Source organism: Methyloceanibacter superfactus, assembly GCF_001723305.1.
In the GTDB taxonomy this organism is placed as follows: Bacteria; Pseudomonadota; Alphaproteobacteria; order Rhizobiales; family Methyloligellaceae; genus Methyloceanibacter; species Methyloceanibacter superfactus.
This window is the reverse complement of the sequence record NZ_LPWF01000004.1, coordinates 24,049-47,708: the sequence shown is the minus strand read 5'-3', so window position 1 is coordinate 47,708 and position 23,660 is coordinate 24,049. Positions and strand designations below refer to the sequence as shown.

Annotated in this window: 23 protein-coding genes and 5 pseudogenes; 17 read left to right on the top strand and 11 right to left on the bottom strand. The window is 63.0% G+C overall.

The window, feature by feature from the left end:
* Positions 1–612 carry a recombination mediator RecR gene (gene recR, locus AUC69_RS01150; RefSeq protein ID WP_069440691.1) on the top strand — a complete coding sequence of 204 codons (612 nt, stop codon included), beginning with the start codon at positions 1–3 and terminating at the stop codon, positions 610–612.
* 13 nt (positions 613–625) lie between these two features.
* Here recR and AUC69_RS01145 read toward each other — a convergent pair whose 3' ends face one another.
* Together AUC69_RS01145 and AUC69_RS01140 are read right to left on the bottom strand one after the other, a co-directional pair.
* Positions 626–829, bottom strand: coding sequence for a hypothetical protein (locus AUC69_RS01145; RefSeq protein ID WP_069440525.1), 204 nt, complete (start codon positions 827–829; stop codon positions 626–628).
* Complete coding sequence (locus AUC69_RS01140; RefSeq protein ID WP_069440690.1) at positions 826–2,121, bottom strand: AmpG family muropeptide MFS transporter; 1,296 nt, start codon at positions 2,119–2,121, stop codon at positions 826–828. The genes AUC69_RS01145 and AUC69_RS01140 overlap by 4 nt, the downstream gene beginning before the upstream one ends.
* A gap of 145 nt (positions 2,122–2,266) precedes the next feature.
* On the opposite strand from AUC69_RS01140, the gene AUC69_RS01135 reads away from it, so the two are divergent.
* The 5 genes from AUC69_RS01135 to AUC69_RS01115 all read left to right on the top strand — a co-directional run bounded on the left by AUC69_RS01135 (position 2,267) and on the right by AUC69_RS01115 (position 6,569).
* Positions 2,267–2,809, top strand: a complete 543-nt coding sequence (locus AUC69_RS01135; protein ID WP_083238957.1) for a VOC family protein — start codon at positions 2,267–2,269, stop codon at positions 2,807–2,809.
* Between the two features lie 105 nt (positions 2,810–2,914).
* The gene (locus AUC69_RS01130; RefSeq protein ID WP_162273555.1) at positions 2,915–3,811 is read left to right on the top strand and encodes a metal ABC transporter substrate-binding protein; all 897 of its coding nucleotides are present in this window, start codon (positions 2,915–2,917) and stop codon (positions 3,809–3,811) included.
* Positions 3,798–4,700, top strand: coding sequence for a manganese/iron ABC transporter ATP-binding protein (locus tag AUC69_RS01125; protein ID WP_069440523.1), 903 nt, complete (start codon positions 3,798–3,800; stop codon positions 4,698–4,700). The genes AUC69_RS01130 and AUC69_RS01125 overlap by 14 nt, the downstream gene beginning before the upstream one ends.
* Before the next feature lie 19 nt (positions 4,701–4,719).
* Complete coding sequence (locus AUC69_RS01120) at positions 4,720–5,589, top strand: metal ABC transporter permease (protein ID WP_069440522.1); 870 nt, start codon at positions 4,720–4,722, stop codon at positions 5,587–5,589.
* Positions 5,586–6,569 (top strand): metal ABC transporter permease, encoded by a 984-nt coding sequence (locus AUC69_RS01115; protein ID WP_083238956.1) that lies wholly within the window; start codon positions 5,586–5,588, stop codon positions 6,567–6,569. The genes AUC69_RS01120 and AUC69_RS01115 overlap by 4 nt, the downstream gene beginning before the upstream one ends.
* Here AUC69_RS01115 and AUC69_RS01110 read toward each other — a convergent pair.
* Both AUC69_RS01110 and AUC69_RS19535 read right to left on the bottom strand, forming a co-directional pair.
* On the bottom strand, positions 6,490–6,948 hold the full coding sequence (locus AUC69_RS01110; protein WP_204377229.1) for a potassium channel family protein: 459 nt from the start codon (positions 6,946–6,948) through the stop codon (positions 6,490–6,492). The two genes, AUC69_RS01115 and AUC69_RS01110, sit on opposite strands and share 80 nt — an antisense overlap.
* A 103-nt stretch (positions 6,949–7,051) precedes the next feature.
* A pseudogene (locus tag AUC69_RS19535) lies at positions 7,052–8,171 on the bottom strand (DNA recombination protein RmuC); the annotation flags it as partial.
* Positions 8,172–8,288: 117 nt separating this feature from the next.
* On the opposite strand from AUC69_RS19535, the gene def reads away from it, so the two are divergent.
* The 6 genes and pseudogenes from def (at position 8,289) to AUC69_RS01075 (ending at position 14,001) form a co-directional block, all read left to right on the top strand.
* Positions 8,289–8,804 (top strand): peptide deformylase, encoded by a 516-nt coding sequence (gene def / locus AUC69_RS01095; protein WP_069440519.1) that lies wholly within the window; start codon positions 8,289–8,291, stop codon positions 8,802–8,804.
* Positions 8,805–8,840: 36 nt separating this feature from the next.
* Positions 8,841–9,767, top strand: coding sequence for a methionyl-tRNA formyltransferase (gene fmt, locus AUC69_RS01090; protein WP_069440518.1), 927 nt, complete (start codon positions 8,841–8,843; stop codon positions 9,765–9,767).
* Positions 9,768–9,769: 2 nt separating this feature from the next.
* On the top strand, positions 9,770–10,504 hold the full coding sequence (truA, locus tag AUC69_RS01085; RefSeq protein ID WP_069440517.1) for a tRNA pseudouridine(38-40) synthase TruA: 735 nt from the start codon (positions 9,770–9,772) through the stop codon (positions 10,502–10,504).
* A 429-nt stretch (positions 10,505–10,933) separates the two neighbouring features.
* Complete coding sequence (locus AUC69_RS01080) at positions 10,934–11,965, top strand: IS110 family RNA-guided transposase (protein ID WP_069440516.1); 1,032 nt, start codon at positions 10,934–10,936, stop codon at positions 11,963–11,965.
* Positions 11,966–12,293: 328 nt separating this feature from the next.
* A pseudogene (locus AUC69_RS15820) lies at positions 12,294–12,476 on the top strand (tRNA pseudouridine(38-40) synthase TruA); the annotation flags it as partial.
* Between the two features lie 223 nt (positions 12,477–12,699).
* Entirely contained in the window at positions 12,700–14,001 is a 1,302-nt protein-coding gene (locus AUC69_RS01075) for a carbohydrate porin (RefSeq protein ID WP_158007968.1), read from the top strand.
* 79 nt (positions 14,002–14,080) lie between these two features.
* Here AUC69_RS01075 and AUC69_RS01070 read toward each other — a convergent pair whose 3' ends face one another.
* Positions 14,081–15,175, bottom strand: coding sequence for a ligand-gated ion channel (locus tag AUC69_RS01070; RefSeq protein WP_069440514.1), 1,095 nt, complete (start codon positions 15,173–15,175; stop codon positions 14,081–14,083).
* Between the two features lie 122 nt (positions 15,176–15,297).
* Between AUC69_RS01070 and AUC69_RS18095 the strand changes: the two are divergent.
* The 5 genes and pseudogenes from AUC69_RS18095 to AUC69_RS16770 form a co-directional block, all read left to right on the top strand.
* A pseudogene (locus AUC69_RS18095) lies at positions 15,298–15,504 on the top strand (tRNA pseudouridine(38-40) synthase TruA); the annotation flags it as partial.
* Positions 15,505–15,578: 74 nt separating this feature from the next.
* The gene (locus tag AUC69_RS01065) at positions 15,579–15,950 is read left to right on the top strand and encodes a DUF559 domain-containing protein (RefSeq protein ID WP_083239001.1); all 372 of its coding nucleotides are present in this window, start codon (positions 15,579–15,581) and stop codon (positions 15,948–15,950) included.
* Between the two features lie 219 nt (positions 15,951–16,169).
* Positions 16,170–17,201: a hypothetical protein gene (locus tag AUC69_RS01060; protein ID WP_069440513.1), complete on the top strand. Its 1,032-nt coding sequence runs from the start codon at positions 16,170–16,172 to the stop codon at positions 17,199–17,201.
* Positions 17,202–17,979: 778 nt separating this feature from the next.
* Positions 17,980–19,305: pseudogene (gene murJ, locus AUC69_RS15810) on the top strand (murein biosynthesis integral membrane protein MurJ); the annotation flags it as partial.
* Between the two features lie 94 nt (positions 19,306–19,399).
* The gene (locus tag AUC69_RS16770; protein ID WP_069440510.1) at positions 19,400–19,612 is read left to right on the top strand and encodes a hypothetical protein; all 213 of its coding nucleotides are present in this window, start codon (positions 19,400–19,402) and stop codon (positions 19,610–19,612) included.
* A 27-nt stretch (positions 19,613–19,639) separates the two neighbouring features.
* Here AUC69_RS16770 and AUC69_RS01040 read toward each other — a convergent pair.
* From AUC69_RS01040 to dapD, 6 genes and pseudogenes are all read right to left on the bottom strand, one after another.
* Positions 19,640–20,272, bottom strand: a pseudogene (locus AUC69_RS01040) (glutamate racemase); the annotation flags it as partial.
* A complete protein-coding gene (locus AUC69_RS17805; protein ID WP_204377239.1) occupies positions 20,263–20,466 on the bottom strand; it encodes a glutamate racemase in 204 nt (67 codons plus the stop codon). The pseudogene AUC69_RS01040 and the gene AUC69_RS17805, both read right to left, overlap by 10 nt.
* Positions 20,456–21,649: a succinyl-diaminopimelate desuccinylase gene (gene dapE, locus AUC69_RS01035; RefSeq protein WP_069440509.1), complete on the bottom strand. Its 1,194-nt coding sequence runs from the start codon at positions 21,647–21,649 to the stop codon at positions 20,456–20,458. Before dapE ends, AUC69_RS17805 begins: the two co-directional genes overlap by 11 nt.
* Before the next feature lie 145 nt (positions 21,650–21,794).
* Positions 21,795–22,241, bottom strand: coding sequence for a DUF805 domain-containing protein (locus AUC69_RS01030; RefSeq protein WP_069440508.1), 447 nt, complete (start codon positions 22,239–22,241; stop codon positions 21,795–21,797).
* Positions 22,242–22,343: 102 nt separating this feature from the next.
* A complete protein-coding gene (locus AUC69_RS01025; RefSeq protein ID WP_069440507.1) occupies positions 22,344–22,805 on the bottom strand; it encodes a DUF805 domain-containing protein in 462 nt (153 codons plus the stop codon).
* A 10-nt stretch (positions 22,806–22,815) separates the two neighbouring features.
* Entirely contained in the window at positions 22,816–23,658 is an 843-nt protein-coding gene (dapD, locus tag AUC69_RS01020) for a 2,3,4,5-tetrahydropyridine-2,6-dicarboxylate N-succinyltransferase (protein WP_069440506.1), read from the bottom strand.
* Positions 23,659–23,660 lie beyond the last annotated feature (2 nt).

Here is a 23,660-nt window from a genome sequence, read left to right as displayed (position 1 = left end):
ATCGCTGATGCGCGCGCGGCGGCAGGCCCGGAGATTGAGCGGCTGATCCAGCTTCTGGCGCGGCTGCCGGGGCTTGGCCCCCGCTCGGCGCGGCGCGCAGCGCTTCATCTCGTCAAGAAGAAGGAGCAGCTGCTGGAGCCGCTCACCGATGCGCTCGCCGAAACGCGCGACACCATCCTCACCTGCGAGACCTGCGGCAATATCGATACCCATAGCCCGTGCACGTTGTGCTGCGATCAGACCCGCGACCGCTCGATGATTTGCGTCGTGGAGGAGGTCGGCGATCTCTGGGCGCTGGAGCGCGCCGCCGTCATCAACGGACTTTATCATGTGCTCGGTGGCACCTTGTCGCCGCTCGACGGCATCGGTCCCGACGATCTTCACATCGCCAAGCTCATCGAGCGCGCCCGCGTTCCGCAAGTGACCGAGGTGCTGCTGGCGCTCAACGCCACCGTCGAGGGACAGTCCACCGCCCATTACCTGATGGACCAGCTCGCCGGCTGCAACGTCTCCGTGTCGCGGCTGGCGCAAGGCGTGCCCATCGGCGGCGAGCTCGATTATCTCGACGAGGGCACGCTGGCCGCGGCCGTCAAAGCCCGCAAGGCCATGTAGCGCCGATGATCGCCTAAGGCCCTTCCGTGGGCCGTCTTCCGCCCGCCATCGCCTCTTCGATCTGCGCGCGGCAGTCGGCGGTGAGATCCGCGGTGCCGAGGATTTCGGCGAGTGCGGCCTGCTCGGTGGTGGCGCCGATCAGCAGGCCGCCAATGCCTCCGATGAGAAGGGCCGTCATTCCGACAACGATGAAGGCCAGCAGCCGGTCGATATTCATGTCGACTTTTCCTTGAGACGTTCGAGCTCCTCGAGCTCTTCGGCGTCGGGCTCGTCCTCCTTCCAGGGTGCCACCTTCAGCAACAACAGCATGCCGGGTACAGCGACGATGACGCAGAGGATGAAGAACTGCGTCCACCCCACGGCTTCCACGATGAAGCCGGTCGATGCATTAGCGAGCGTGCGCGGAACCGCGATGAAGCTCGAGAACAGAGCGAATTGCGTCGCCGTGAAGGCCCGGCTGGTTTCCCGGGCCATGAAGGCCGTGAGCGCGATCGTGCCGAGGCCAACGCCCAGATATTCTCCGCTGACCACGACGAACAGCCCGGGCAGCGAATGCCCGGCCTGACTCAGCCAGATATACGGAAGGATCGTGAACAGCTGCACGAAGCCGAACAGCCACAGAGCGCGGTTGATGCTGATCTTGAGCATGATGATGCCGCCGAGCACGCCGCCGGCGATGCTGGCCCATAACCCGGCCACCTTCGCCACCGAGCCGATCTCGCTCAAGGAGTAGCCCATATCGATATAGAAGGGCGTGGCCAGCGCCGTGGCCATGTTGTCCCCCAGCTTGTAGAGGAACAGGAACGCGAGGATCGCCAATCCGGTCTTGATTCCGCCGTCGCGGCTGAAGAACTCCACGAAGGGCTCGATTACCGCCTCACGCAAAGTGTGAGGCGCCAACGCATCGTCGCTCACTTCTCTGATCGTCAAAGTGGTCACGATGCCGACCAGCATGAAGGCGCCGGTGACCCAGAACACCACCGTCCACGGCTGGTGGTCCGCCAGGATCAAGGCCAGGGAGCCCGGTATCAGTCCGGAAAGACGGTAAGCGTTCACGAAGATGGATGTGCCGGTGCCGAGCTCATCGTCGGCCAAGAGCTCCCGCCGGTAGGCGTCGATGACGATGTCTTGGCTCGCGCTGAACAGGGCGACGACGAACACGACCGCGACGATCGCCTGCAATGAGGTGGACGGATCGAACTGGCCAAGCATGCCGATGGCGATCAGCAACACCAGCTGCGTCAGGACCGCCCAGCCCCGCCGCCGCCCGAGGAAGGGCAGCTTGTAGCGGTCCATCAGCGGGGACCAGACGAATTTCCAGGTGTAAGGCAGGCCGACCAGGGCGAACAGGCCGATAGTGGCGAGGTTCACGTCTTGGCTGCGCAGCCAAGCCGGCACCAACGAAATCAGGACGTAGAGAGGCATTCCCGAGGTGAAGCCCAGGAAGATGCAGGCGAGCATCTTCCGGTTGAACAGGATCTCGGTCCAGCTGCGCCGCGTTTCGGTCAAGCGGTAACTCCCCCGGTGGCCGTCATCGTTGACGCTCATAGCAGGCCGTTGCCTTGCCGTCATGCCTCCGCATGATCGCGGCATTATACTGAACGGACTTGGGAGAGAGGCGTTCTCGGATCATTCGAGCGCAAGGAGGCAAGACATGGTGCGCGTCGTCGGCATCGATCACCTCGTCATCAGGGTGAGTGACTTCGAGAAGTCCAAGGCCTTCTACGGCAAGCTGTTCCCGTTTCTCGGCTTCAAGGTGCTGGACGAGTATGGCGACGCCATCGGCTGGACCAACGGCAAGACCCGTTTTTGGATCGGCCCGGCGGATGCGGAAGGCAAGGAGCGCGGCTACCGCATCGGCGATATCGGCTTCCACCACTATGCCTTCGAGCTCAGGAGCCGGAAGGATGTCGACGACCTGGAAGCCTTTCTGAAGGCGGAAGGCGCCGAGATCGTCGACCCGGCGGACGAGTATTACGACGACTATTACGCCGTGTTCTTCCTCGATCCCGACGGGCTGAAGCTCGAAGGCATGAAATGGGGCGAGGCGACCGCCAAGGCGCGCGCGCGCGGAAGAAGGCGAAAGCGGCCCGCAAAGCCTCAAGCAGCGCCAAAAAGGTGGCCAAGACGTCCGGAAAGCGCAGGAAATAGCGGCTGCGGTCGGAAAGACCGCCCCGCATATTTTACTTGGGAATAAGTTGCAATTGCACCTATGATCCACGCTCGGACGGCTCGAACCGGGCCGTAGCAGGAGATTCATATGGTGAAGGGGCTCGGGCGGCTCCGCTATGTCGGCGCCGCAATGGCGGTGCTGGGCTTGAGCGTACTTGCCGGCTGCGGCGAGCCCACTGGCGACTCCGCCGCGAAAGACGGCAAGTTCCGGGTCGTCACCACCTTCACCATCATCCAGGACATCGCTCAGAACGTAGCCGGCGATCATGCGGTGGTGGAATCCATCACCAAGCCCGGGGCCGAGATCCACGACTACCAGCCGACGCCGCTCGACATCGTCAAGGCGCAAGACGCCGATCTCGTGCTGTGGAATGGCTTCAATCTCGAGCGTTGGTTCGAGAAATTCTTCCAGAACGTGAAGGACGTGCCGAGCGTCGTGGTCAGCGATGGCGTGAGCCCCATGGGCATCACCGAGGGGCCGTATAACGGCAAGCCCAATCCCCATGCTTGGATGTCGCCGTCGAACGCGCTGATCTATGTGGAGAACATTCGCAAAGCGCTCGTCGAGCACGACCCGAAGAACGCGGACGCCTATAACCGCAATGCCGAGGCCTACGCCGCCAAGATCAAGGCGCTCGACGAGCCCTTGCGCAAGCGGCTCTCGGCGATCCCCGAGCCTCAGCGCTGCCTCGTGACCAGCGAAGGCGCCTTCTCCTACCTCGCCCGCGACTACGATATGCGCGAGGCCTATCTATGGCCGATCAACGCCGACCAGCAGGGCACGCCGCAACAGGTGCGCAAGGTCATCGAGCTCGTGCGCGACAACGACATCCCCGTGGTGTTCAGCGAGAGCACCATCTCCGACCGCGGCGCGAAGCAAGTCGCGAGCGAGTCCGGCGCGCGCTATGGCGGCGTGCTCTATGTGGATTCGCTGAGCGCCGAGGGCGGACCCGTCCCGACTTATCTCGATCTGCTCCGTGTCACGGTCGAGACCATCGCCAAAGGATTCGAAAATGGGCGCGCTTGATCTCCTGAGCCGCGACGAGGCCCCGGTGCGCGAGGCGAGTATCACCGTGCGCGACCTCAGCGTCACCTATCCCAATGGCTTCACCGCGGTGCGTGACGCGAGCTTTTCGCTCGGCCCCGGCACCATCTGCGCGCTGGTGGGCGTCAACGGCAGCGGCAAGTCCACCATTTTCAAGGCCATCATGGGCTTCGTGAAGCCCTCGGCCGGCGAGGTGCGGCTGTGCGGCCTCCCCGTCGATCAGGCGGTGGGCGACAACATCGTCGCCTATGTGCCGCAAAGCGAGGACGTCGATTGGAACTTCCCGGTTCTGGTCGAGACCGTGGTGATGATGGGCCGCTACGGCCACATGAATTTCCTGCGGGTGCCGTCCCGCACCGACCGCCGAAAAGTGGACGAGGCACTCGAGCGCGTCGGCATGAGCGCCTACCGCAAGCGCCAGATCGGCGAGCTTTCCGGCGGACAGAAGAAGCGCGTGTTTCTGGCGCGAGCCCTCGCCCAAGAAGGCCGCATCATCTTGCTCGACGAGCCCTTCACCGGCATCGACGTGACCACGGAAGCCGCGATCATCGATCTCCTGCGCGATCTTCGCGCCTCCGGCCACCTCATGCTGGTCTCCACCCATAATCTCGGCACCGTGCCGGACTATTGCGACCAGGTGGTGCTGCTCAATCGCACCGTGCTGGCTGCCGGTCCCACGGAGAAGGTCTTTACCCCAAAGAACCTGGAGCGCACCTTCGGCGGCGTGCTGCGCAATTTCGAGCTCGGCGGCCGCGAGCTTCACGACGACGACGATGCCCGCAAGGTCACCGTCATCACCGACGACGAGCGCCCGCTCGTTTTCTACGGCGACGCACCACCCCAGAAACACGATCGGGATCGCCCGGAATGAGTCTTTCCTCGCCGAGCTCATGGTGCCGTTGGGCTACGAATATATGTGGAAGGCCATGTGGGTGAGCGCGCTGGTCGGCGCCGTCTGCGCTTTCCTGTCCGCCTATCTCATGCTCAAGGGTTGGTCGCTGATGGGCGATGCGCTGGGCCACTCCATCGTGCCGGGCGTCGCCGCCGCCTATATCATCGGTGCGCCGTTTGCGGTGGGCGCCTTCTTCGCCGGTATCCTTGCCTCCCTCGGCATGGCCTTCGTCAAGCAGCACTCCCGGCTCCGCGAGGACGCCATCATCGGCCTCGTCTTCACCACGCTCTTCGCGCTCGGTCTGCTGATGGCTTCGCTGTGGCCGACCTCGGTGTCGATTCAGACCATCGTGCTCGGCAATATTCTCGCCATTCCCGACGAGGATGCGACGCAAGTCGCCGTTATTGCCGTGGTCTCCTTCGCCGTTATGGCCTTCATCTGGAAGGACCTGATGGTGACCTTCTTCGACGAGACCCACGCCAAGAGCATCGGCATCAACACCCGGCTCCTCAAGATCGTGTTCTTCACCCTGCTCAGCGCCTGCACCGTGGCGGCGCTGCAGACCGTCGGCGCCTGCCTCGTCATCGCCATGGTGGTGACCCCCGGCGCCACCGCCTATCTGCTGACCGACCGCTTCGGCCTGTTGGTCCTCATCGCCATTGCGTTTGGCGCCCTCACCAGCTTCGTTGGCGCCTATCTCAGCTATTTTGTCGACGGTGCCACCGGCGGCGTGATCGTCACCTTGCAGACGGTGCTGTTTCTCATCGCCTTCTACTTCGCGCCAAAGCATGGCGTGCTGGCCGCCCGCCGCAAACGTCAGGCCGTGGTCGAGGCTGCCGCCGAGACCAGAGCGGGAGCCGCCGCATGATGGATGTCATCGGCTGGTTCGTGGACCCCTTCGCCTATGAGTTCATGCAGCGCGCGCTGATCGTGGCCTTGCTCGTCGCCGCCGTCTGCGCCGTCTTGTCCTGCTATCTCGTGCTCAAGGGCTGGTCGCTCATGGGCGACGCCATCTCGCACGCCGTGCTACCGGGCATTGTCGTGGCTTACGTGGTGGGTTTGCCGCTCGTGGTCGGCGCCTTCGCCGCCGGCCTGGGCTGCGCGCTGATGACCGGCTATCTCAAGGATAACAGCCGCGTCAAAGAAGACACGGTGATGGGCATCGTGTTCTCCGGCATGTTCGGCCTCGGGCTCGTCATGTTCACCAAGGTCGAGTCCGATCAGCACCTCAATCACATTCTCTTCGGCAACGTGCTCGGCGTCACCACGGCCGATCTCATCGAGACGGCCATCATCGCCGGCGGCACGCTCCTCATCGTGCTGCTCAAGCGCCGCGACCTGCTGCTCTATTGCTTCGATCCCAACCACGCCCGCGCCATCGGCTTACCCGTGCGCGTGCTGCATTACGGCCTGCTGGTCCTGCTGTCGCTGACCATCGTCAGCGCGCTAAAAGCCGTCGGCATCATTCTCGTCATCGCCATGTTGATCGCCCCAGGCGCCACGGCCTATCTGCTCACCGACAGCTTTGGGCGCATGCTCGCCATCGCCGTCGCCGTCGCCATGCTGTCGGCGGCGCTCGGCACGCTGGTGAGCTTCCATATCAACGGCGCGACGGGCGCCTGCATCGTGCTGGTTCAGGCGCTGGCTTTCCTCGCCGCCTTCCTGTTCGCGCCGAAGCGGGGCTTGCTGACGGCCCGCGGCGTTCGGCCGCCGGTCGGCGGCGGCGCCGCCGTCCGGGGCGATGCTCTCGGCAGTCCGCGGGTCGGCCTCAGTAGCTTTCCGGCTGTGATCCCGACGACCGCCGCAAGATCTCGAAAATCAAAGCCGTCGACCAGCCGATCAGCATGACGCCGTTGAGCGCCGTCATGGGACCGAGCAGATGCCATTTCGGCACCGGCACCACGTCGCCATAGCCGAGTGTCGTGTAGTTGCCGAAGGCGAAATAGACGAGGTCGGTGTTCGGCGGTGTGGCGCCGACGGCGGCATAGGTATAGGCCCACAGCACCACCTCGCCGAAATGCCCGATCACCAGCAGCGTGCCCGTGGCGACGATCACCAGCGTGTATTGCAGAAAGCTCGGGATCGAGCCGTCGCTCATCCGCAGCCGCCGCACCACCCAAGCGATGGCGCCCAGTAGAATGGCGTGGACGATGAGGTTTGCGAGGCTCGCGCCGCCGCCGACGATGACCTGATCCACCATCGAGCCGTCCATGGTCTCCAGCATCATTTCCCCGCGAGTAGGTCTGGTTGCCTGATAATGCGGGCGCCCCCGTTGCGTGGCTGCGGCGCGGCGCGGTCTCTGGCGCCGGCTTGGACGCAGGCGAGGGGGCACGCGCGCTGCCATTCTTCTGTGGCGCGATTTCCGGCGCCGTCTCCTCCAAGTCCAGGGTCTCGATCTTGCGCCCGCGCGAAACGATCTTTTCGGACGAGGTGAGGATCTTCTCGATATCGGTATTGGCCTGGCCGAAATGGCGCTGGAGATCGAGCACCCGGTCGCGGAAGCGGCCCATATCCTCCATCACGTCGCCACCTCGCGCTGGATCAGATGGGCCTGCTCGCGCATCTGCACGTCCTTCAGGATGGCTTGCATGGTCTGCACCGCCAGCATCAGCATGTTGGGCGCACAGATGACGATGCGGGCCCGGTGCGCCTTCTGCACGATGTCCGAGAAATGCTCGGCCAGGTCGGCATAGATCGCCTCCGACGGCACGAACAGGATGGCGGTGTCCTGCGTCTCGCCGGCGATGAGATAGCGCTCGGCCATCGCGTCGATATGGCGGCCCACATCGGTGCGCACCTGCCGCGCCGCCACCTTCTTCTCCTCGTCGCGCCGCGCCGTGCGGAAAGCCTCGAAGCTTCCAGCGGGAATTTCGCGTCGATAACGACGCCCGCCGGCGTGTTCGGCATATGGAGCAGGCAGTCCGGGCGCTTGCCGTTGGAGAGCGTCGCCTGGAATGTATAGGCGCCCTTGGGCAGTCCGTCCTGGACGATCGCCTCCATGCGCATCTGGCCGAAGGCGCCGCGCGCCTGCTTGTTGGCCAGGATCTCCTGAAGGCCGACCATGTTGCTGGAGAGGTCCGTCAGATTCTTCTGCGCCGTGTCGATCACCGCCAGCCGCTCGTTGAGCTTGGCGATGGATTCATGCGTCTTGCGCGCCGTGTCGTTGAGGTCGGTGCCCACCTTGTGGGTCATGCGGTCGAGCCGCTCGTTGACGGCCCGCGCCAGCTCGCCGTGACGGCTGACGCTGATCTCGGCCAGGGTCTGCAACCGCACCTTGAGCTCGCCCATCTGAGCGTCGCTGGCGGACGCTTCGCGCTTGCGCCGGCTCATATGCACGATGAGGACGATGGCGAGCAGCAGCAGCGCAAAGACGCCCAGGCCCGCTAGCGCGAGCATGACGAGAACCGGGTCGAGCGTGATGCTCCCCACCTGCACGGGCGCAAAGTCCATGAGAACCTATAGCCCGATTCGTTCTTTTGGACCAAAGCGGGAACATCGGGCCGCCCTGCGGCACGGACGGCCGCGAGATTGACCGCGCGGCCCCACAACCTTATGTCAGCCCCTGAAATGGCCATTCATCCCATCATCACCATCCCCGATCCGGTGCTCCGCAAGGAGGCTGAGCCCATCGAGCGCGTCGACGACGATCTGCGCCGGCTGATGGACGACATGCTGGCCACCATGTACGACGCCCCCGGCGTCGGCCTGGCCGCGCCGCAGATCGGCATCTCGCGGCGGCTCATCGTCATGGACGGGGCCCGGGACGACGAGGAGCGGGACCCTCTGATCATGGTCAACCCCGAGATCCTCGACCTCTCCGACGAGATGCGGGTCCACGAGGAGGGCTGCCTGTCCATCCCCGAGGTCACCGCCGAGGTGGAGCGCCCGGCCGAGCTGCGCGTCGCCTTCCTCGACCGCGAGGGCAAGCCGCAAGAGGTCGAGCTCCAAGGCATTTGGGCCACCATCGTCCAGCACGAGATCGACCACCTGAACGGCGTGCTGTTCATCGACTATCTGTCGCGGCTCAAGCGCGACATGATCGTCAAGAAATTCACCAAGGCGAAGCGCGCCGAGGTCATGTAGTTGCCGGGTCAAGCCCGGCAATGACATAAGGGACCCATGCGCATCATCTTCATGGGCACGCCGGATTTCGCCGTGCCGGCGCTTCGAGCGCTCCTCAAAGCCGGTCACGACATCGTCGCGGTCTATACCCAGCCGCCGCGCGCGGCCGGACGCGGCATGGCCTTGCGCAAATCGCCGGTCCATGAGGTTGCTGAGAAAGCCGGACTGACCGTTCTCACGCCCGAGCGCCTCAAGGCGAAAGAGGACCAGGCGCGCTTTGCCGACTTCGAGGCCGATGCCGCCGTCGTCGTCGCTTACGGCATCATCCTGCCGAGGGCCGTTCTCGACGGCACCAAGGCGGGCGTCTTCAACATCCATGCCTCGCTGCTGCCGCGCTGGCGGGGGGCCGCCCCCATCAACCGCGCGATCATGGCGGGCGACCCCGAGACCGGTGTCGCCATCATGCGGGTGACCGAAGGGCTCGATGCCGGGCCGGTTTGCCTGGTGGAGCGCGTGAAGATCACACCGGAGATGACGGCGGGCGAGCTGCATGACGACTTGGCGCCGCTCGGCGCCAGGCTGATGGTCGAGGCCCTGGCCGCGCTCGAAGACGGCACCCTCCAATGCCATGCCCAGCATGACGAGGCCGCCACCTATGCCCCCAAGCTCGACAACAAGGAGACGCGCATCAACTGGCGCTTGCTCGCCCGCGACGTGCACGACCGCATTCGCGGGTTGTCGCCATATCCCGGCGCCTGGTTCGAGATCGACGTCAACGGCAAGCGCGAGCGCATCAAGGTGCTGCGCGCGGCTTGGAGAAAGGCGAGGGCGCTCCCGGCAACTCTGCTCGACGGCCGGCTGACCATCGCCTGCGGCGAGGGGGCCGTGCGCCTCACCGAGATCCAGCGCGCCGGCAAGAAGCCGATGAAGGCGGAGGCGTTCTTGAACGGCGCGACGCTCGCCCCCGGCGCCGTCTTGGACTGACCATGCCGCGCTACAAGCTCACCATCGAATATGACGGCACGCCCTTCGCCGGCTGGCAAATGCAGGACCGCCCCACGGTGCAAGGCCGCCTCACCGAGGCGCTCAAGGCGTTTTCCGGCGAGGACATGATCCCGCGCGGCGCCGGGCGCACCGATGCCGGCGTGCATGCGCTGGCCCAGGTCGCCATGGTCGACCTGACCAAGGACTGGCCGGCCAAGAAGGTGGGCGATGCCTTGAACGCGCATTTGCGGCCGGACCCGATCAGCGTGCTCGCCTGCGAGAAGGTCACGGACGGCTTCGACGCGCGCTTCTCGGCCAAGACCCGTCATTATCGCTATCGCATCGTCAATCGGCGCGGCCCCCTGGCGCTCGAGCGCGACCGCGCCTGGCACATCATCTACGAGCTCGACGCGGATGCCATGCACGCGGCGGCGCAGGTCCTGGTCGGCCATTTCGATTTCACCACCTTCCGCTCGACCGAATGTCAGGCGGCCTCGCCGGAGAAGACGCTCGATAGACTGGCCGTCGCCCGCCATGGTGAAGAGGTGTGGATCGAGGCCTCGTCGCGCTCCTTCCTGCACAACCAGGTGCGCTCCATGGTCGGCTCGCTGAAGCTCGTGGGCGACGCCAAATGGACCGCCGCCGACCTGAAGAAGGCCCTGGAAGCGCGCAAGCGCACCGCCTGCGGACCCGTGGCGCCGGCCTGCGGCCTTTATTTGGTGCGCGTGGACTACTGACGGGCTCGACACGGGCGAAACGTCCGCTAGTGACCCAATAGCTGGCTCTGGGTCGAGTGTTGCCTGACAACGTGGTTCGCGCTTAAATCAGCCCCTGCGACCGAATTGCTGTCACTCTGCTGTTTGTCCAAGGCTGCGCCCAAAAGGAGCCCGGACGGTGAACAAGCAAGCCGCTATCCGGGCCTTCGCGCGCTTAGCCATGGTTTTCGGGGTCTTCTGCACCGCGTGGGGACCCGTGGCTCATGCTGTGCGGAATCATCCAACGCCTCCCGGCGCAGTGGGAGGCGTTGGACAAACTGTCCAGCGACAAGAATGGCCTCCAGGTCGAGCAGGTCCGGTTCTGATGCTGTGGACGGCTCCTCCACCGGCATCCAGGTGCCACACTGTGGTTGCTGTTGTTGAAGCGATCCCAGTTGAGAGGAGCCATCCATGCAAGAGATTACAACGATTGGTTTGGATATCGCCAAGTCGGTTTTTCAAGTTCACGGGATTGATGCATTCGGCGCGGTGATCGTCCGTCGACAACTGAGGCGGTCTCAGGTCTTGCCCTTCTTTCGCAAGCTGTCGGGGTGCGTGATCGGCATTGAGGCCTGTGCGACTGCGCATCACTGGGCTCGAGAGCTTGAGAAGGTGGGCCATGAGGTGCGGCTGATGCCGCCGCGCTATGTGAAGCCTTACGTCAAGCGCAACAAGAACGATGCTGCCGATGCTGAGGCGATCTGTGAAGCGGTTCAACGCCCCACGATGCGCTTTGTGCCGATCAAGAGCCCTGAGCAGCAATCGGTACTGATGCTACACCGGACCCGGCAGTTGTTTATTCGCCAGCGTACGGCGTTGATCAACGCGATCCGGGCGCATCTTGCAGAGTTCGGCATTGTTGCCGGTATTGGCCGCCACGGCGTCGAGAAGTTGTTGGATCTCATCACCAGGGGCGAGGATGAGCGCATACCACCGGCAGCCCACGCGTGCCTGATGGCCCTGGCGGCACAGCTTGCAATGGTGAAGCGCCAGATCCTGGAAGCCGATCGACGGTTGCTTGCATGGCGCCGGACCAGCAAGACCAGCAAACGGCTTGAAGCGATCCCCGGTGTCGGTCCGTTGATCGCCACAGCCCTTGTTGCCAGCATCCCTGATCCAAATGTCTTCCGTTCAGGCCGTGACTTGAGTGCCTGGATCGGGCTGGTCCCAAAACAGAGTTCCACCGGCGGCAAGGAACGCCTCGGCTCTATCACCAAGGCGGGCAACCGATACTTACGTTCGTTACTGGTCGTTGGCGCCCTGTCGGTCATCAGACGAGCAAAACAGTTGGGCTACACACGCCATCCCTGGCTCGTCAGGCTCATGGAGCGCCGATCGGTCAAGATCGCCGCTATCGCACTGGCCAATAAGATCGCGCGCATAGCCTGGGCGATGATGGCCCACAATGAGAGCTACCGAACACCGCTGCCGGCATCAGCATAAGGCAGCAACACGAACGCGCGGGGAACTTCCCGTGCAACGAAGTTGGAAAGGGCAATGATCGCATAACGCACCCAAGCCAGTCGGCCCACGGACCGGGACAACCCACAAGTGCCAGAGCGCCACTTGAAGCGCGTGCTTTTGACCGGGACCCGATCTGCGGAGAGCATTATGGCCAGCGGCCATGAACAGCGCCGCATCAACAGGCCGAACACATGGCAGCTCCGACCAGCCGTGCGATAGCGCTCAAAAAACCCTTGCCAACATGGAGCCGTCCACACATGGCACTTAGCGGACGACTTATCCCCGCCTCGAAAACCTGCCGTGGGTCGAGGCCTCGTCCCGCTCCTTCCTGCACAACCAGGTCCGCTCCAGGGTGGGCTCGCCCAAGCTCGTGGGCGGCGGCAAATGGACCGCGGGCGACCTGAAAAACGCCCTGGAAGCCCGCAAGCGCACGGCTTGCGGCCCCGTGGCGCCGGCCTGCGGCCTCTACCTGGTGCGTCTGGACTACTGACGGGCTCGACACGGACGAAACGTCCGCTCGTGACCCGAAGCGGACTCACCCGGCATCCAGCACAGAGAGCTTCGGCCCTTGTTCTCCCCAGGCCCAGCTTGGATAGCCCTAAGTATGCGCCTTGTTCGCTGCATGCTATTTTTAGACCGCATTGGCAATTTTTCAGAGCGGATGCATGTTTCTCTCGGGGCAACGGTTTCCACGCGGAGCTGCACTCGCTGCAATGCTCGTTATTTGTGTGGCCCTATTTGGGGGAGTTGCACGCGCGGACTGTACCGTTCCAGACCCCGAATTCCTGACGGACACGCTGCATTCCAATCTTGGCCCGCGTTCGGTCGGTCCCCTCGCCTTGCGCGATGGCCTCGTCGAATCCGGTATCTCCCTTGCGGGAGTGTATTACTCAGATGTTCTAGCGAATCTGGCTGGGGGCCTCAAACGGGGGACCTACTATGATGGCCTTCTGCACCTTGCCATGTATGTCGACATGTACAAGCTCGGCTTTTGGAAAGGCCTCTGCTTCCATACCAACGGACTTCAAATTCACGGTCAAAGTATAACGGCCGACGCCGTTGGCAGTCTGATGCCAGTGAGCGATCTCGAAGCCACTCCAGCGACGCGCTTATTCGAACTTTGGGTCCAACAGCACTTGTTCGATGACCGGCTTGCCATCAAGCTGGGACAACTCGCAGCAGACGCAACTTACGTTCTAGGTGGTGGTGTATTTCTGAACGGAACTTGGGGCTGGCCTTCCATCATGGCCATTAATCTGCCGGGTGGTGGTCCCGCTTATCCCCTCGCCACGCCGGGCGTACACGCTGTGCTATCCCCCAACAATCAACTCACGCTTCAGGTGGGCATATACAATGGCGATCCGGCCGGGCCCAACTGCAAGGGCAATCCACAGGTATGTAATAGCAACGGTCTTGATTTCCGGCTCGACGATCCACCGCTCTTGATGATTGAGGGTGACTATCGGCATAGCCAGGATGGGCTCGCTGGCACGGTCAAGATCGGCGGATTTAATCACTTCGGCAATTTTGAGCTCCAAGATGGTGTATCCGCAGGAACCTCTCGTGGCGTGGACAACAACTACGGCCTGTACGCTATCTTCGAACAGTTTGTTTGGCGCGCACCGCGGAGTGAAAAGCCAAAGGGCATACAGCTGTTTGGACGTGTCGTGGGTATGCCCTCAGATCGCAACGTTATCGACTTCTACGCAGACGGCGGTATCTCGTTCTTGGGCATGATCCTGAACCGTCCAGAGGACACCTTAGCTATTGGCGTCGCCTACACTGGCATTTCAGCTGACGTCGATACTTACGACCTGGGCGCGTTGATGTCAGGAACAGTCGACTACGAGGCGCTGTTAGAGATCTGCTATACAATCCAACTCGATCCGAGTTGGACGCTTCAACCGGACTTCCAGTATTTCTGGCGCCCGGGAGCCAATCTGCCAAATGCGTCGGGCAAGATTCCTCTGGACAACGCCGCTGTCGTAGGTGCGCGCACCACGATCAAATTCTGACCTCGCCAAGAGCTGAAAAAAGCAGGCGCCAGTTTGCCAACAGTGTCGTATTTATGGCTAAGGGTAAGACCATTAACGGCTAAAGCAGCGACATCACTGCGAATGAAATCAGAATGAGCCCCAAGTAGGTGATAGGAAAAACCCATCGGCAAAGAACATCGACGCGATGCGCAACATCATGCCTACTATGCTGGTCAAGCCGGCCCACCACCAAGTTGATGATGACCGTTCCGACCATCAACAAAAAGCTCAAGTTCAAAAAGCCGTCTATCCAAGTCACGTATCCAATACGGGGCATTATGTCGTTCATTACGACCTGATACGCGACAGCGGTCAGGATCCCGATGAACGATACACTGATCCGATCACCCAACGATGCCCTGTCCATCCAGAAGACCGAGAAGGTGAGTAATACAATTACGATAAGAGGAAGAATGACTAACCGGCCGATGTAAAGTGACACTCGCTGGACGTCGACGCTCGCGACAAACATGGATGCAATCCCTCGGCGCCCGGCATAGGATACGGCGCGATCCTCCGTCGACATACTAAGTCCTTTGATAGTCCATTGTGGCACCCATAACGCGTTGGCAGTCGCTTGGCCGACTTGCATCACGACCTCGCTGTGATCGAAACCCAGCACTTCGAAAACGGCCTCCAAGCGCTGCCTGTCGAATGGAAAGCGCTTCAAGTCGAGTTCCGTCTTTGCAACAGCCGTTATCTTAGAGATTAGGATCTGGGTGCCGTCCGCCCGCGCCCGGAGCACGACTCCCTGCTGTTCCAAGGAACCGGAACTGTTGACGAGGACAACTTGCGGAAACCAGCTTGGTGACAGCTCGTTGAACTGATAGTCGCCCTGGTAGATTTTTTCCTCTACTCCCGCCGCTGCAGGATCGAAGGCCTGTCTGCTGTCGCTCCAGATCAGTGTAAGAACGCCTGTGAATTCGAAGGTTTCATTCTCTTCGTTGATTTCGTCGATGTCTTGAATCTCGAGGCTAACCCGAACCACTACGGGGTCGTCCTCCTCCGGAAGACCGAGAAGGACAGAGTCGCTCTTTGCTGCCTGAGATGCCTGTGTCGTGGGCTCCTCTGTAAGAGGCGCGGCGACCGCAATCAGCGCATAGCAGAAAATGGCCACGGTAGAGGCAACGGCGGTTAAAACGAACCTGTTCATTCGTCTTCTATACAACGCAACACGAAGCTCTGACAGGCGTTGCTGACGTGATTGGCGCCTAGGTGGCGGATGATGCCACGCGCCCAGAGCCGCTTTTGGCACGAAGCGGACGACTTAATCCCCGCGCGCCAAACCTGCCGTGGATCGAGGCCTCGTCGCGGTCCTTCCTCCACAACCAGGTGCGCTCCATGGTGGGCTCGCTCAAGCTCGTGGGCGGCGGCAAATGAACCGCCGACGATCTGAAAAAAGCCCTGAACGCGCGCGACCGCACGGCCTGCGGCCCCGTGGCCCCGGCTTGCGGCCTTTATTTCGTGCGCGTGGACTACTGACGAGTGGGGTGTAGACTCCCTCCCCCTGAAAGGGGGAGGTCGGCGCGCCTGCGCGCCGGGTGGGGGTCGCTTTCATGGCTACGAGAGACTCGCGCTTCAGCCGCACACTCGCCATGACCACGCGCGCCAGAACTCTGCGCCGGCGCATGTCTCCGATTGAGCAAAGACTCTGGCACGCTCTGCGGGGGACACAACTGGGCGCCTCCTTTCGGCGTCAGCATCCCGTCGGTCCCTATGTCCTCGACTTCTATTGCGCGCGCTTGCGCCTCGCCATCGAGCTTGACGGGGATACCCACGCGGGCCGGGCGGAGCATGATGTCCTACGCACAAGGTTCCTTGAGGCACGCGGCATTCGCGTCCTTCGCTTCGCCAATCGCGACGTTTGGAGCAACATCGAGGGTGTAATGGAGAGGATCGCCTCGGAACTGAGACGACTTCGAGATTGACCCCCACCCGGCTTGGCTTAGCCAAGCGACCTCCCCCTTTCAGGGGGAGGGAGCGCTGTGCTCACCTATCTATCCCCGGCCCTATCACCCTCAGTGCTGCCATATGGACAACAGCGTCGGCAGAGTTCACTGCCATTAGCTTTGGTGTAAGCGAGAGACAGGGCGCAACCTAAACAATAAGATCAACCGTGGTGGATTCACGGCAGCCTTCTTAATCCAATGTCTCGACGCTATCGGATCACAGCACTTGCGCTTGGACTGATTTTCCTAGCTGGCCTAGGGAAGGCCCAGGAGCAGGCACAGGACGAACAGGGGCAGGTTCAGACTGAACAGAAGCCAGCCCAAACGCTGCCTATTCCTCTTCCTGTAGACATAATCGAGGATGAGGCCACCGCAAATTCCCGCAAGAGCAGAGAAGCCGAATCCCGCCAACATGAGATAGATGACCTTGCTGCCCAGCAAGGGATGAACGCGGCAACGCAGGCCATGAATGAAGCCACGCAGCGTATGGCGGATTATTCTCTGTATTCCACCGTTCTTGTTGGCGTCGGCACCATTCTTCTCTTCGTGACTCTTTGGCTGACGCGACAAGCTAATAGGGCTGCGATTGCTGCCGCCACGCACGCTGAAACCGCCAACGAAATTATTCGTGCCGGGCAACGCCCGTGGCTGAGTATTGAGACACCCAAAATCAGCAACGTGATTGAAGCTAATAAAGAAGCCAACTCGCAATCCGACCTTCCATATCGTCAGTATGCGTTTAGGCTCTCGGTGCGGGTTGCTAATAGCGGAACGATGCCTGCCAGAAACGTCAATATATTCGTCAAAACGGCAGACCAATATGAGCCAGCAGAGGGTCCGATACCGGGGCACCGCTTCTTTGAAGAAAACGGCTCCTACGTGTGTGACGTTGGAGCCAAGAAGCTCATTGACTGGTTTGATGAGATTGCTGGAGACGTAAGTGGTTACGAAACTTACGCAGTAGCGCCAGGCTCCAGTATAACGCACGTGCTTAGAATGCCCGGGGATTTCAAAGTCTCCAAGAAGAATATGGACCTGGAGAGATTCCAGAGCGTGCTCGTCGTGTACGCCGCATACTTTGGAACTGAGGAGCCCCCCAAGCTTCATAAGAGTTTCTGTGTCTATGAATTCTATCAAGATGGGCCCGGGGGATCGTTCATTCCTGTGAACGAACTGTTCTTTGAGGAAGACAACATTCGCCTTCGCCAGATCGACGGGCAGATGGAATAGCACTATGAATACGGCCAACGCCGCACGCGCCCACATGGCGCGGCCCTCTCTATACCGGACCCTCCCTAATCATCTGATTTGACTCCGTTTTCTGGCCTTTGGTGCTCTTGATACACAATGCCGGGCGAGCCGACTGGCTAAGCTGCACATCAAGCTTGTCCCCGCCGTTATCCCCGCCTCCCAAACCTGCCGTACAATGCGTTCACCTCGTCCGTTTAAGGGGCGCGCTCATGAGGCGTCTTGAGATGCGGGTCGGGGTGCGGCGCCCGGGGAAGGCGTGCGGACAGATGGGCTGATCTCGGATGCGAAATTCCCGATAGGCCCGGACCCCGCGCCAGGAAGACGCGTTCCGGCCCCGGGGGTCTCTACTCCGCCCACCTGCGCTGTAACGCGTGGGTCATCGGGTGAGACATGTGATCTCCATGCGCATGCCTGTGCCACAGGTGAGAAGCAGAGCGGTATGAGGCCATAAAATAGCGCCGGATGTGGCGCGCCGTTACGGCGCCCGCCGCGGGTCCCGCAAAGCCCCGCGGATGCCTAAAGGACCTTGCGCCACGCGGCGCGCCACCCCCCTCACTTCGGGGGGACTTCATGGGAGCCAGGGAAGGATGCGCTCAAGTAGGCCAGAGGCCGGTAGCGCAAGCAAAACAGCATGATCCGGGCGCGCCCGCGCCGCGGCAAGGATTTCGCGTGACCAGAGGAGGCATGGTCAAGGGCCTGAAATTCATCTACGCCTCTGCCGCGAACGGGGAGAGACCATGAGGGTCGGCAACAAGGCATGATCAGGCGCATCGCCACCGTCGGCGGGCTCACGCTCGTCTCGCGCCTCTCGGGCTTCATCCGTGACGTGGTCATGGCCGCCATTCTCGGCGCCGGGCCCATGGCCGACGCCTTCTTCGTGGCCTTCCGCCTGCCCAACCATTTCCGCGCCATCTTCGCCGAAGGGGCCTTCGCCGCCGCCTTCGTGCCGGCCTATGCGCGCACGCTTGAAGAAGCGGGCCTGCCGGCCGCCAAGCTGTTCGCCGACCAGATCGCCGCCGCCTTGGTCGCCATCAATCTGGTGCTGCTCGCCATCGCGCTGCTGTTCACGCCGGAGGTGGTCGGGCTTCTCGCCCCCGGCCTCGTCGGCGATCCGGAGCGCTTCGATCTGGCCGTCGCGCTCACCCGCATCACCTTCCCCTATTTGGCGCTGGTGTCGCTCGAGACGCTGTTCGCCGGCATCCTCAACGCCAATAACCGTTTCGCCGCGGCGGCCAGCGCGCCGGTGCTGCTCAATCTCTCGGTCATCGCCACGCTGCTGCTCACGCCGTGGTTCGCCGATGCCGGCCACGCCGCGGCCTGGGGCGTGCTCATCGCCGGCGTGGCGCAAGCCCTGCTCCTCGGCGCCGATGCCGAGGCCCATGGCTTCGGCATCCGGTTGCGCATGCCGAAGCTCGATGAGCCGACCCGGAAATTCTTGAAGGCGCTCGGACCCGCGATCATCGGCGCCGGCGGCGTGCAGCTCGCGCTGTTCGCCGACACGCTGATCGCCACCTTCCTGCCCACCGGCGCCCTGTCGGCGCTCTATTACGCCGACCGCATCAACCAATTGCCCATCGGCGTCGTCGGCATCGCCGTCGGCACCGTGCTGTTGCCGGAGATGTCGCGGCGGCTCGCGGCGGGCGATGAGAAGGGGGCGGCCTCGGCGCAAGCGCGCGGCATTCAGCTGGCGCTACTGCTCACCGTGCCGTGCGCGGCGGCGGCCATCGCCATCCCCGATCTCATCATGCGCGCGCTGTTCGCCCGCGGCGCTTTCACCGCCGCCGATGCGCTCGCCGCCGGCTCGACCCTTGCCGCCTACTCGATCGGGCTGCTGCCCTTCGTCCTACTCAGGAGCTTCACCGCGCCCTTCTATGCGCGCCGGGATACGCTGACGCCGGTCAAGGCGGCGCTTCTGGCCGCCACCGTCAACATCGCCTTGAAGGTCGTGCTCATGGGGCCGCTCGCCCAAGTCGGCCTGGCGCTTGCCACCAGCGTTGGCGCCTGGATCAATTTGAGCCTGCTCGCCTACTTCGCCCGCCGCCAAGGGTTCGCCGTGGCGGGCACGGCCATCGGCGCCCCCGTGGTCAAGCTGGTCACCATCGGTGTGGTGTTCGCCGCCGCGCTTTTCGCCGGCGCCTACGGGCTCGAGCAGGCGCTGGCCGGTCTCACCCATTTCCGTGACGAGACGATGCTCGCGCTGCTGGTCGCCTTCGGCGGGGCGCTTTTATTTCGCGCTGGTCTATTTCGGGCTTGGGCGCAAATGGTTCATGGGCCTGTTGCGGGAGGTCTCCACGGCGGCGGACTCGACCGCGCCCGTCAATCTCCAGGAGCCGGACCTGACGGACGACTCCGAGGCCCTGCCGGACTCCGAGCCGCCGCCCAAAGGCTAGCGAGCGAGAGTGGCGGGCAAGGACCAGCTAGGCGTTGCGCAGGTCGACCAGCTCGACGTCGCTCTCGGCGATCGCCCGGCCGAGGAAGATGGCGCCGACCCTGGCGAACCGCTCCGGCGAATCCGTGGCGAAGAAGCGAATGGATCCTTCGCCCGTCTCTGCGGTCGCCAAACCGCCTGCGGCGAGCGCTTCCGCCACGGCGCCGGCCGTGGTCTCCGCCGAATCGACCAGCGCGATCTCGGCGCCGATGGTGCGGCGAATGGCATTCGCCAGAACGGGAAAATGCGTGCAGCCGAGCACCAGCGTGTCGGGCGCGTCCGCGCCTTGGAACAGCGGCCCGAGATAATGCGCGGCGGTCGCCAGCGTCGCCGGGGTCTCGGCCCAGCCTTCTTCCGCCAACGCCACGAACACCTGGCAGGGCTGCTGCACCACGTCCGCGTCGCCCATCAGCCGGTGGATGGCCCTGGCATAGGCACCGCCCTTCACCGTGCCCTCCGTGGCGATCACGGCGATGCGCTTGTTCTTCGTGGCAGCCACCCCCGCCCGCGCGCCGGGCTCGATCACCCCGATCACCGGCACCGGGTCCCACGACTCTTGCAATACATAAAGACCGACGGCCGAGGCGGTATTGCAGGCGATCACCACCATCTTCACGCTCGCCGACGCAGCAGCCGCGTGGCTTGCAGCGCATAGGACTGCACCGTCTCGGCGCTCTTGGTGCCGTAAGGCAGCCGCGCGGTGTCGCCGAGATAGACGAAGCGCTCCGCCGGCAAGCGGGCCGCGAGCGCCCGCAGCACCGTCAAGCCGCCCATTCCGGAGTCGAAAACCCCGATCGGCCGGCTGTCACCGGCCATCGGGCGCTCCCGCGAAATTATCGAAATAACGTTCGATGAAACGGCGATAGATGGCGGTGAGTTGCTCGAGATCGCTGATTTTCACGTTCTCATCCGCCTTGTGGATCGTCTCGGTGGTGAGGCCGAACTCCACGACCGGGCAATAATCCTTGATGTGCCGCGCATCCGACGTGCCGCCATCGGTGGAGAGCGTTGGGGTGAGACCCGTGATCTCGCTCACCGCCTCGCTGAGCAGGGCATCGAGCGGCCCCGGCTCCGTGAAGAAGGCTTGGCCCGGCGGCTCGAAGTCGATCTTGAAGCTGAGCTCCATCCCAGCCAGCGCCTGGGTGATCTCCTCCTGCAGCAAAGTGTGCAAACCATCCGGCCTTTGCCGGTCATTGAAGCGGATATTGAACCTGGCCTCGGCGGACGCCGGGATCACATTCGTTGCCGGGTTGCCGACGTCGATGCTGGTCACTTCCAGATTGGACGGCGAGAAATGCGCGCTGCCGTAGTCGAGCGGCGTGTCGTAGAGCTTCGCCAGAGCCTGCACGAGACCCTTGATCGGGTTTGCAGCGAGATGCGGGATAGCCACGTGGCCTTGTTGGCCCGTGACGGTCAGCCGCCCGTTCAGGCTGCCGCGCCGGCCGATCTTGATGGCCTCGCCGAGCTTGGTCGAATTGGAGGGCTCGCCGACGATGCAATGGTCCGGCTTCAGGCCCTTCTGCTCCATCCATCTCAGCACCTTTGGCGTGCCGTTGATGGACGGGCCTTCCTCGTCGCCGGTAATGAGAAGGCTAATCGTGCCCTCGATTTCCCGGCCTTTTGACTTCGAATAATCGAGCGCTGCGGTGACGAAGCAGGCAATCGCCCCCTTCATGTCGGACGCGCCGCGGCCGTAGAGCACCCCATCGGCGATCTCCGCGGCGAACGGCGGATGGGTCCACAGCGCCTTGTCGCCCGGCGGGACCACGTCCGTATGCCCGGCGAAACAGAGATGCGGCGGCCCGTCGCCGAGACGCGCCACGAGATTGTCGACGTCGGGCGTTCCCTCCTCGCTGAAGGTGAGGCGGTCGCAAGTAAAGCGCGCCTTCTCAAGCGGCTCGATCAGCACTTGCAATGCACCTTCGTCCCGCGGCGTGACGCTGGCGCAGCGGATCAAGTCTTGCGCGAGCGCGACTGCCTTCTCGCCGAGCGTGGTCATGGGATCGATACCTTAGGCCTTGCGTGGCGCTGCGCCACTGGCCGCAAACATGACGGCCACATGTCAGCCTGGCAAGCGGGTGCGGGGCCTGACATCCTTGATTTTTGCGTGATTTGCCCTGCGCCGCGGTTAAGTCGGGCGCTGGCTAGTTGATGGCCGCCAGCGGATCGCCGCCGAAATGGTTCTGCCCGGGCGTACCCTTGAGAATGCCGAGCTCGATGACGAACCATAAGAGGACGCCGAGATTGATGAGGGTGCAGATCCAGCCCAACCCATTGGGTTCCTGCGGGGTTCCCGTGAGGCCCCAGGTCTGAAATAGGCCGGCGATCAACGAGGGCACCAGTCCGTAAAGGGCGGTTTTCCCGGGCCGGTCGCGGTCGTGGAAGCGCTTCGCGCACACCGCGTAGGTTGGGTAGAACAGGGCCAGCGCCAGCACTGTCGCCAGGAAGGTGCCGAAGGCTCCGGTGCCGAAAACAACCTCGATAATGAAGCCAATAATGATGCTGACGACGAGGATGATAACGATGCCGGCCCACCATTTGGCCCGGTTTATGCGCCCGTCGAACGATGCAAAAATATATTGCAGGTCCATTATTCCCCCCTTGGCGGCCCGGCTTTTCCAGCAGTTGTAAGGCCGAACTGCCGCCTTGCGAAGAGGGATGTGATCTCATCCCCGTGAAGCCGCCGCAAGCCGTTAACGAAGGCTTGCGTCGGCCTGATGGACCCCCAATGGGTCGGGTCCGTAAGCGTTTGGGCCGTGCGTCCCCTTAAGCAGGCCCAACTCGACTATGAACCAGAGAAAAATCACCGCGACGATCGCGTCCAGGGCGTGGGCGAGAGATGACGGCTCGACCGGGTCCAGGATCCCGAACGTATAGAGCAGATTGACCCCGTAGGCCGGCGCCAGACCGAGGAGAGCCAGTGTGCCGGGCTTGTTGCGATCTTGGAAGCGCTTCGCCATGACGGCATAGGATGGATAGGCCAGCGCGAACGCCACGGCGGCACTGAACGCCACCGCGGCATCGGACACGCCGACAAGCGCCACGATGGCAAATGTCGCCGCCAGGCTCACCACCGCCAAAATCAGCGTGCCCAGCCAGAACTTGGCCCGATTGATGCGACCGTCGAGACTGAACAGCAGTTCTGTCAGTCGCATGGGGACCGTCCTAGTCGCGTAGAAGCTCGTTGATGGAGGTTTTGGAGCGGGTTTTCTCGTCCACGGTCTTCACGATCACCGCGCAATAGAGCGACGGCCCGGCCGAGCCGTCGGGCAGCGGCTTGCCCGGCATCGCGCCGGACACCACGACCGAGTAGGGCGGTACGCGGCCGTAATGCACGAAGCCCGTGGCCCGGTCGACAATCTTGGTCGATTGGCCGAGATAGACGCCCATGGACAAGACTGAGCCCTCGCCGACGATCACGCCCTCGGCCACCTCGGCGCGCGCGCCGATGAAGCAATTGTCCTCGATGATCACCGGGTTGGCCTGTAGCGGCTCCAGCACGCCGCCGATGCCGGCGCCGCCCGACAGATGCACGTTCTTGCCGATTTGGGCGCACGAGCCGACTGTGGCCCAGGTATCTACCATGGTGCCGCTATCGACGCGCGCCGCGAGATTGACGAAGGACGGCATCAGCACCACGCCCGGGGCGATATAGGCGGAGCGGCGCACCACGCAGCCCGGTACGGCGCGGAAGCCTGCTTCCTTGAAATCCTTGGCCTTCCACTTCTCGAACTTGACCGGCACCTTGTCCCACCAGGACGAGTCGCCCGCGCCGCCGTCGATCTTGTGCGGGTCGTGCAGGCGGAAGGACAGCAGGATGGCCTTTTTCAGCCATTGATGGACGATCCACTCGCCGCCGACCTTCTCGGCGACCCTGAGCTCGCCCTTGTCGAGCAGGTTCAGCACCTCCTCGACCGCGTCACGGACCACGCCCTTGGTGTCGGGTGTGATCTCCGATGCGTGATCGAAAGCACCGTCGATGAAAGTCTTGAGATGGTCGTGCGTCATGA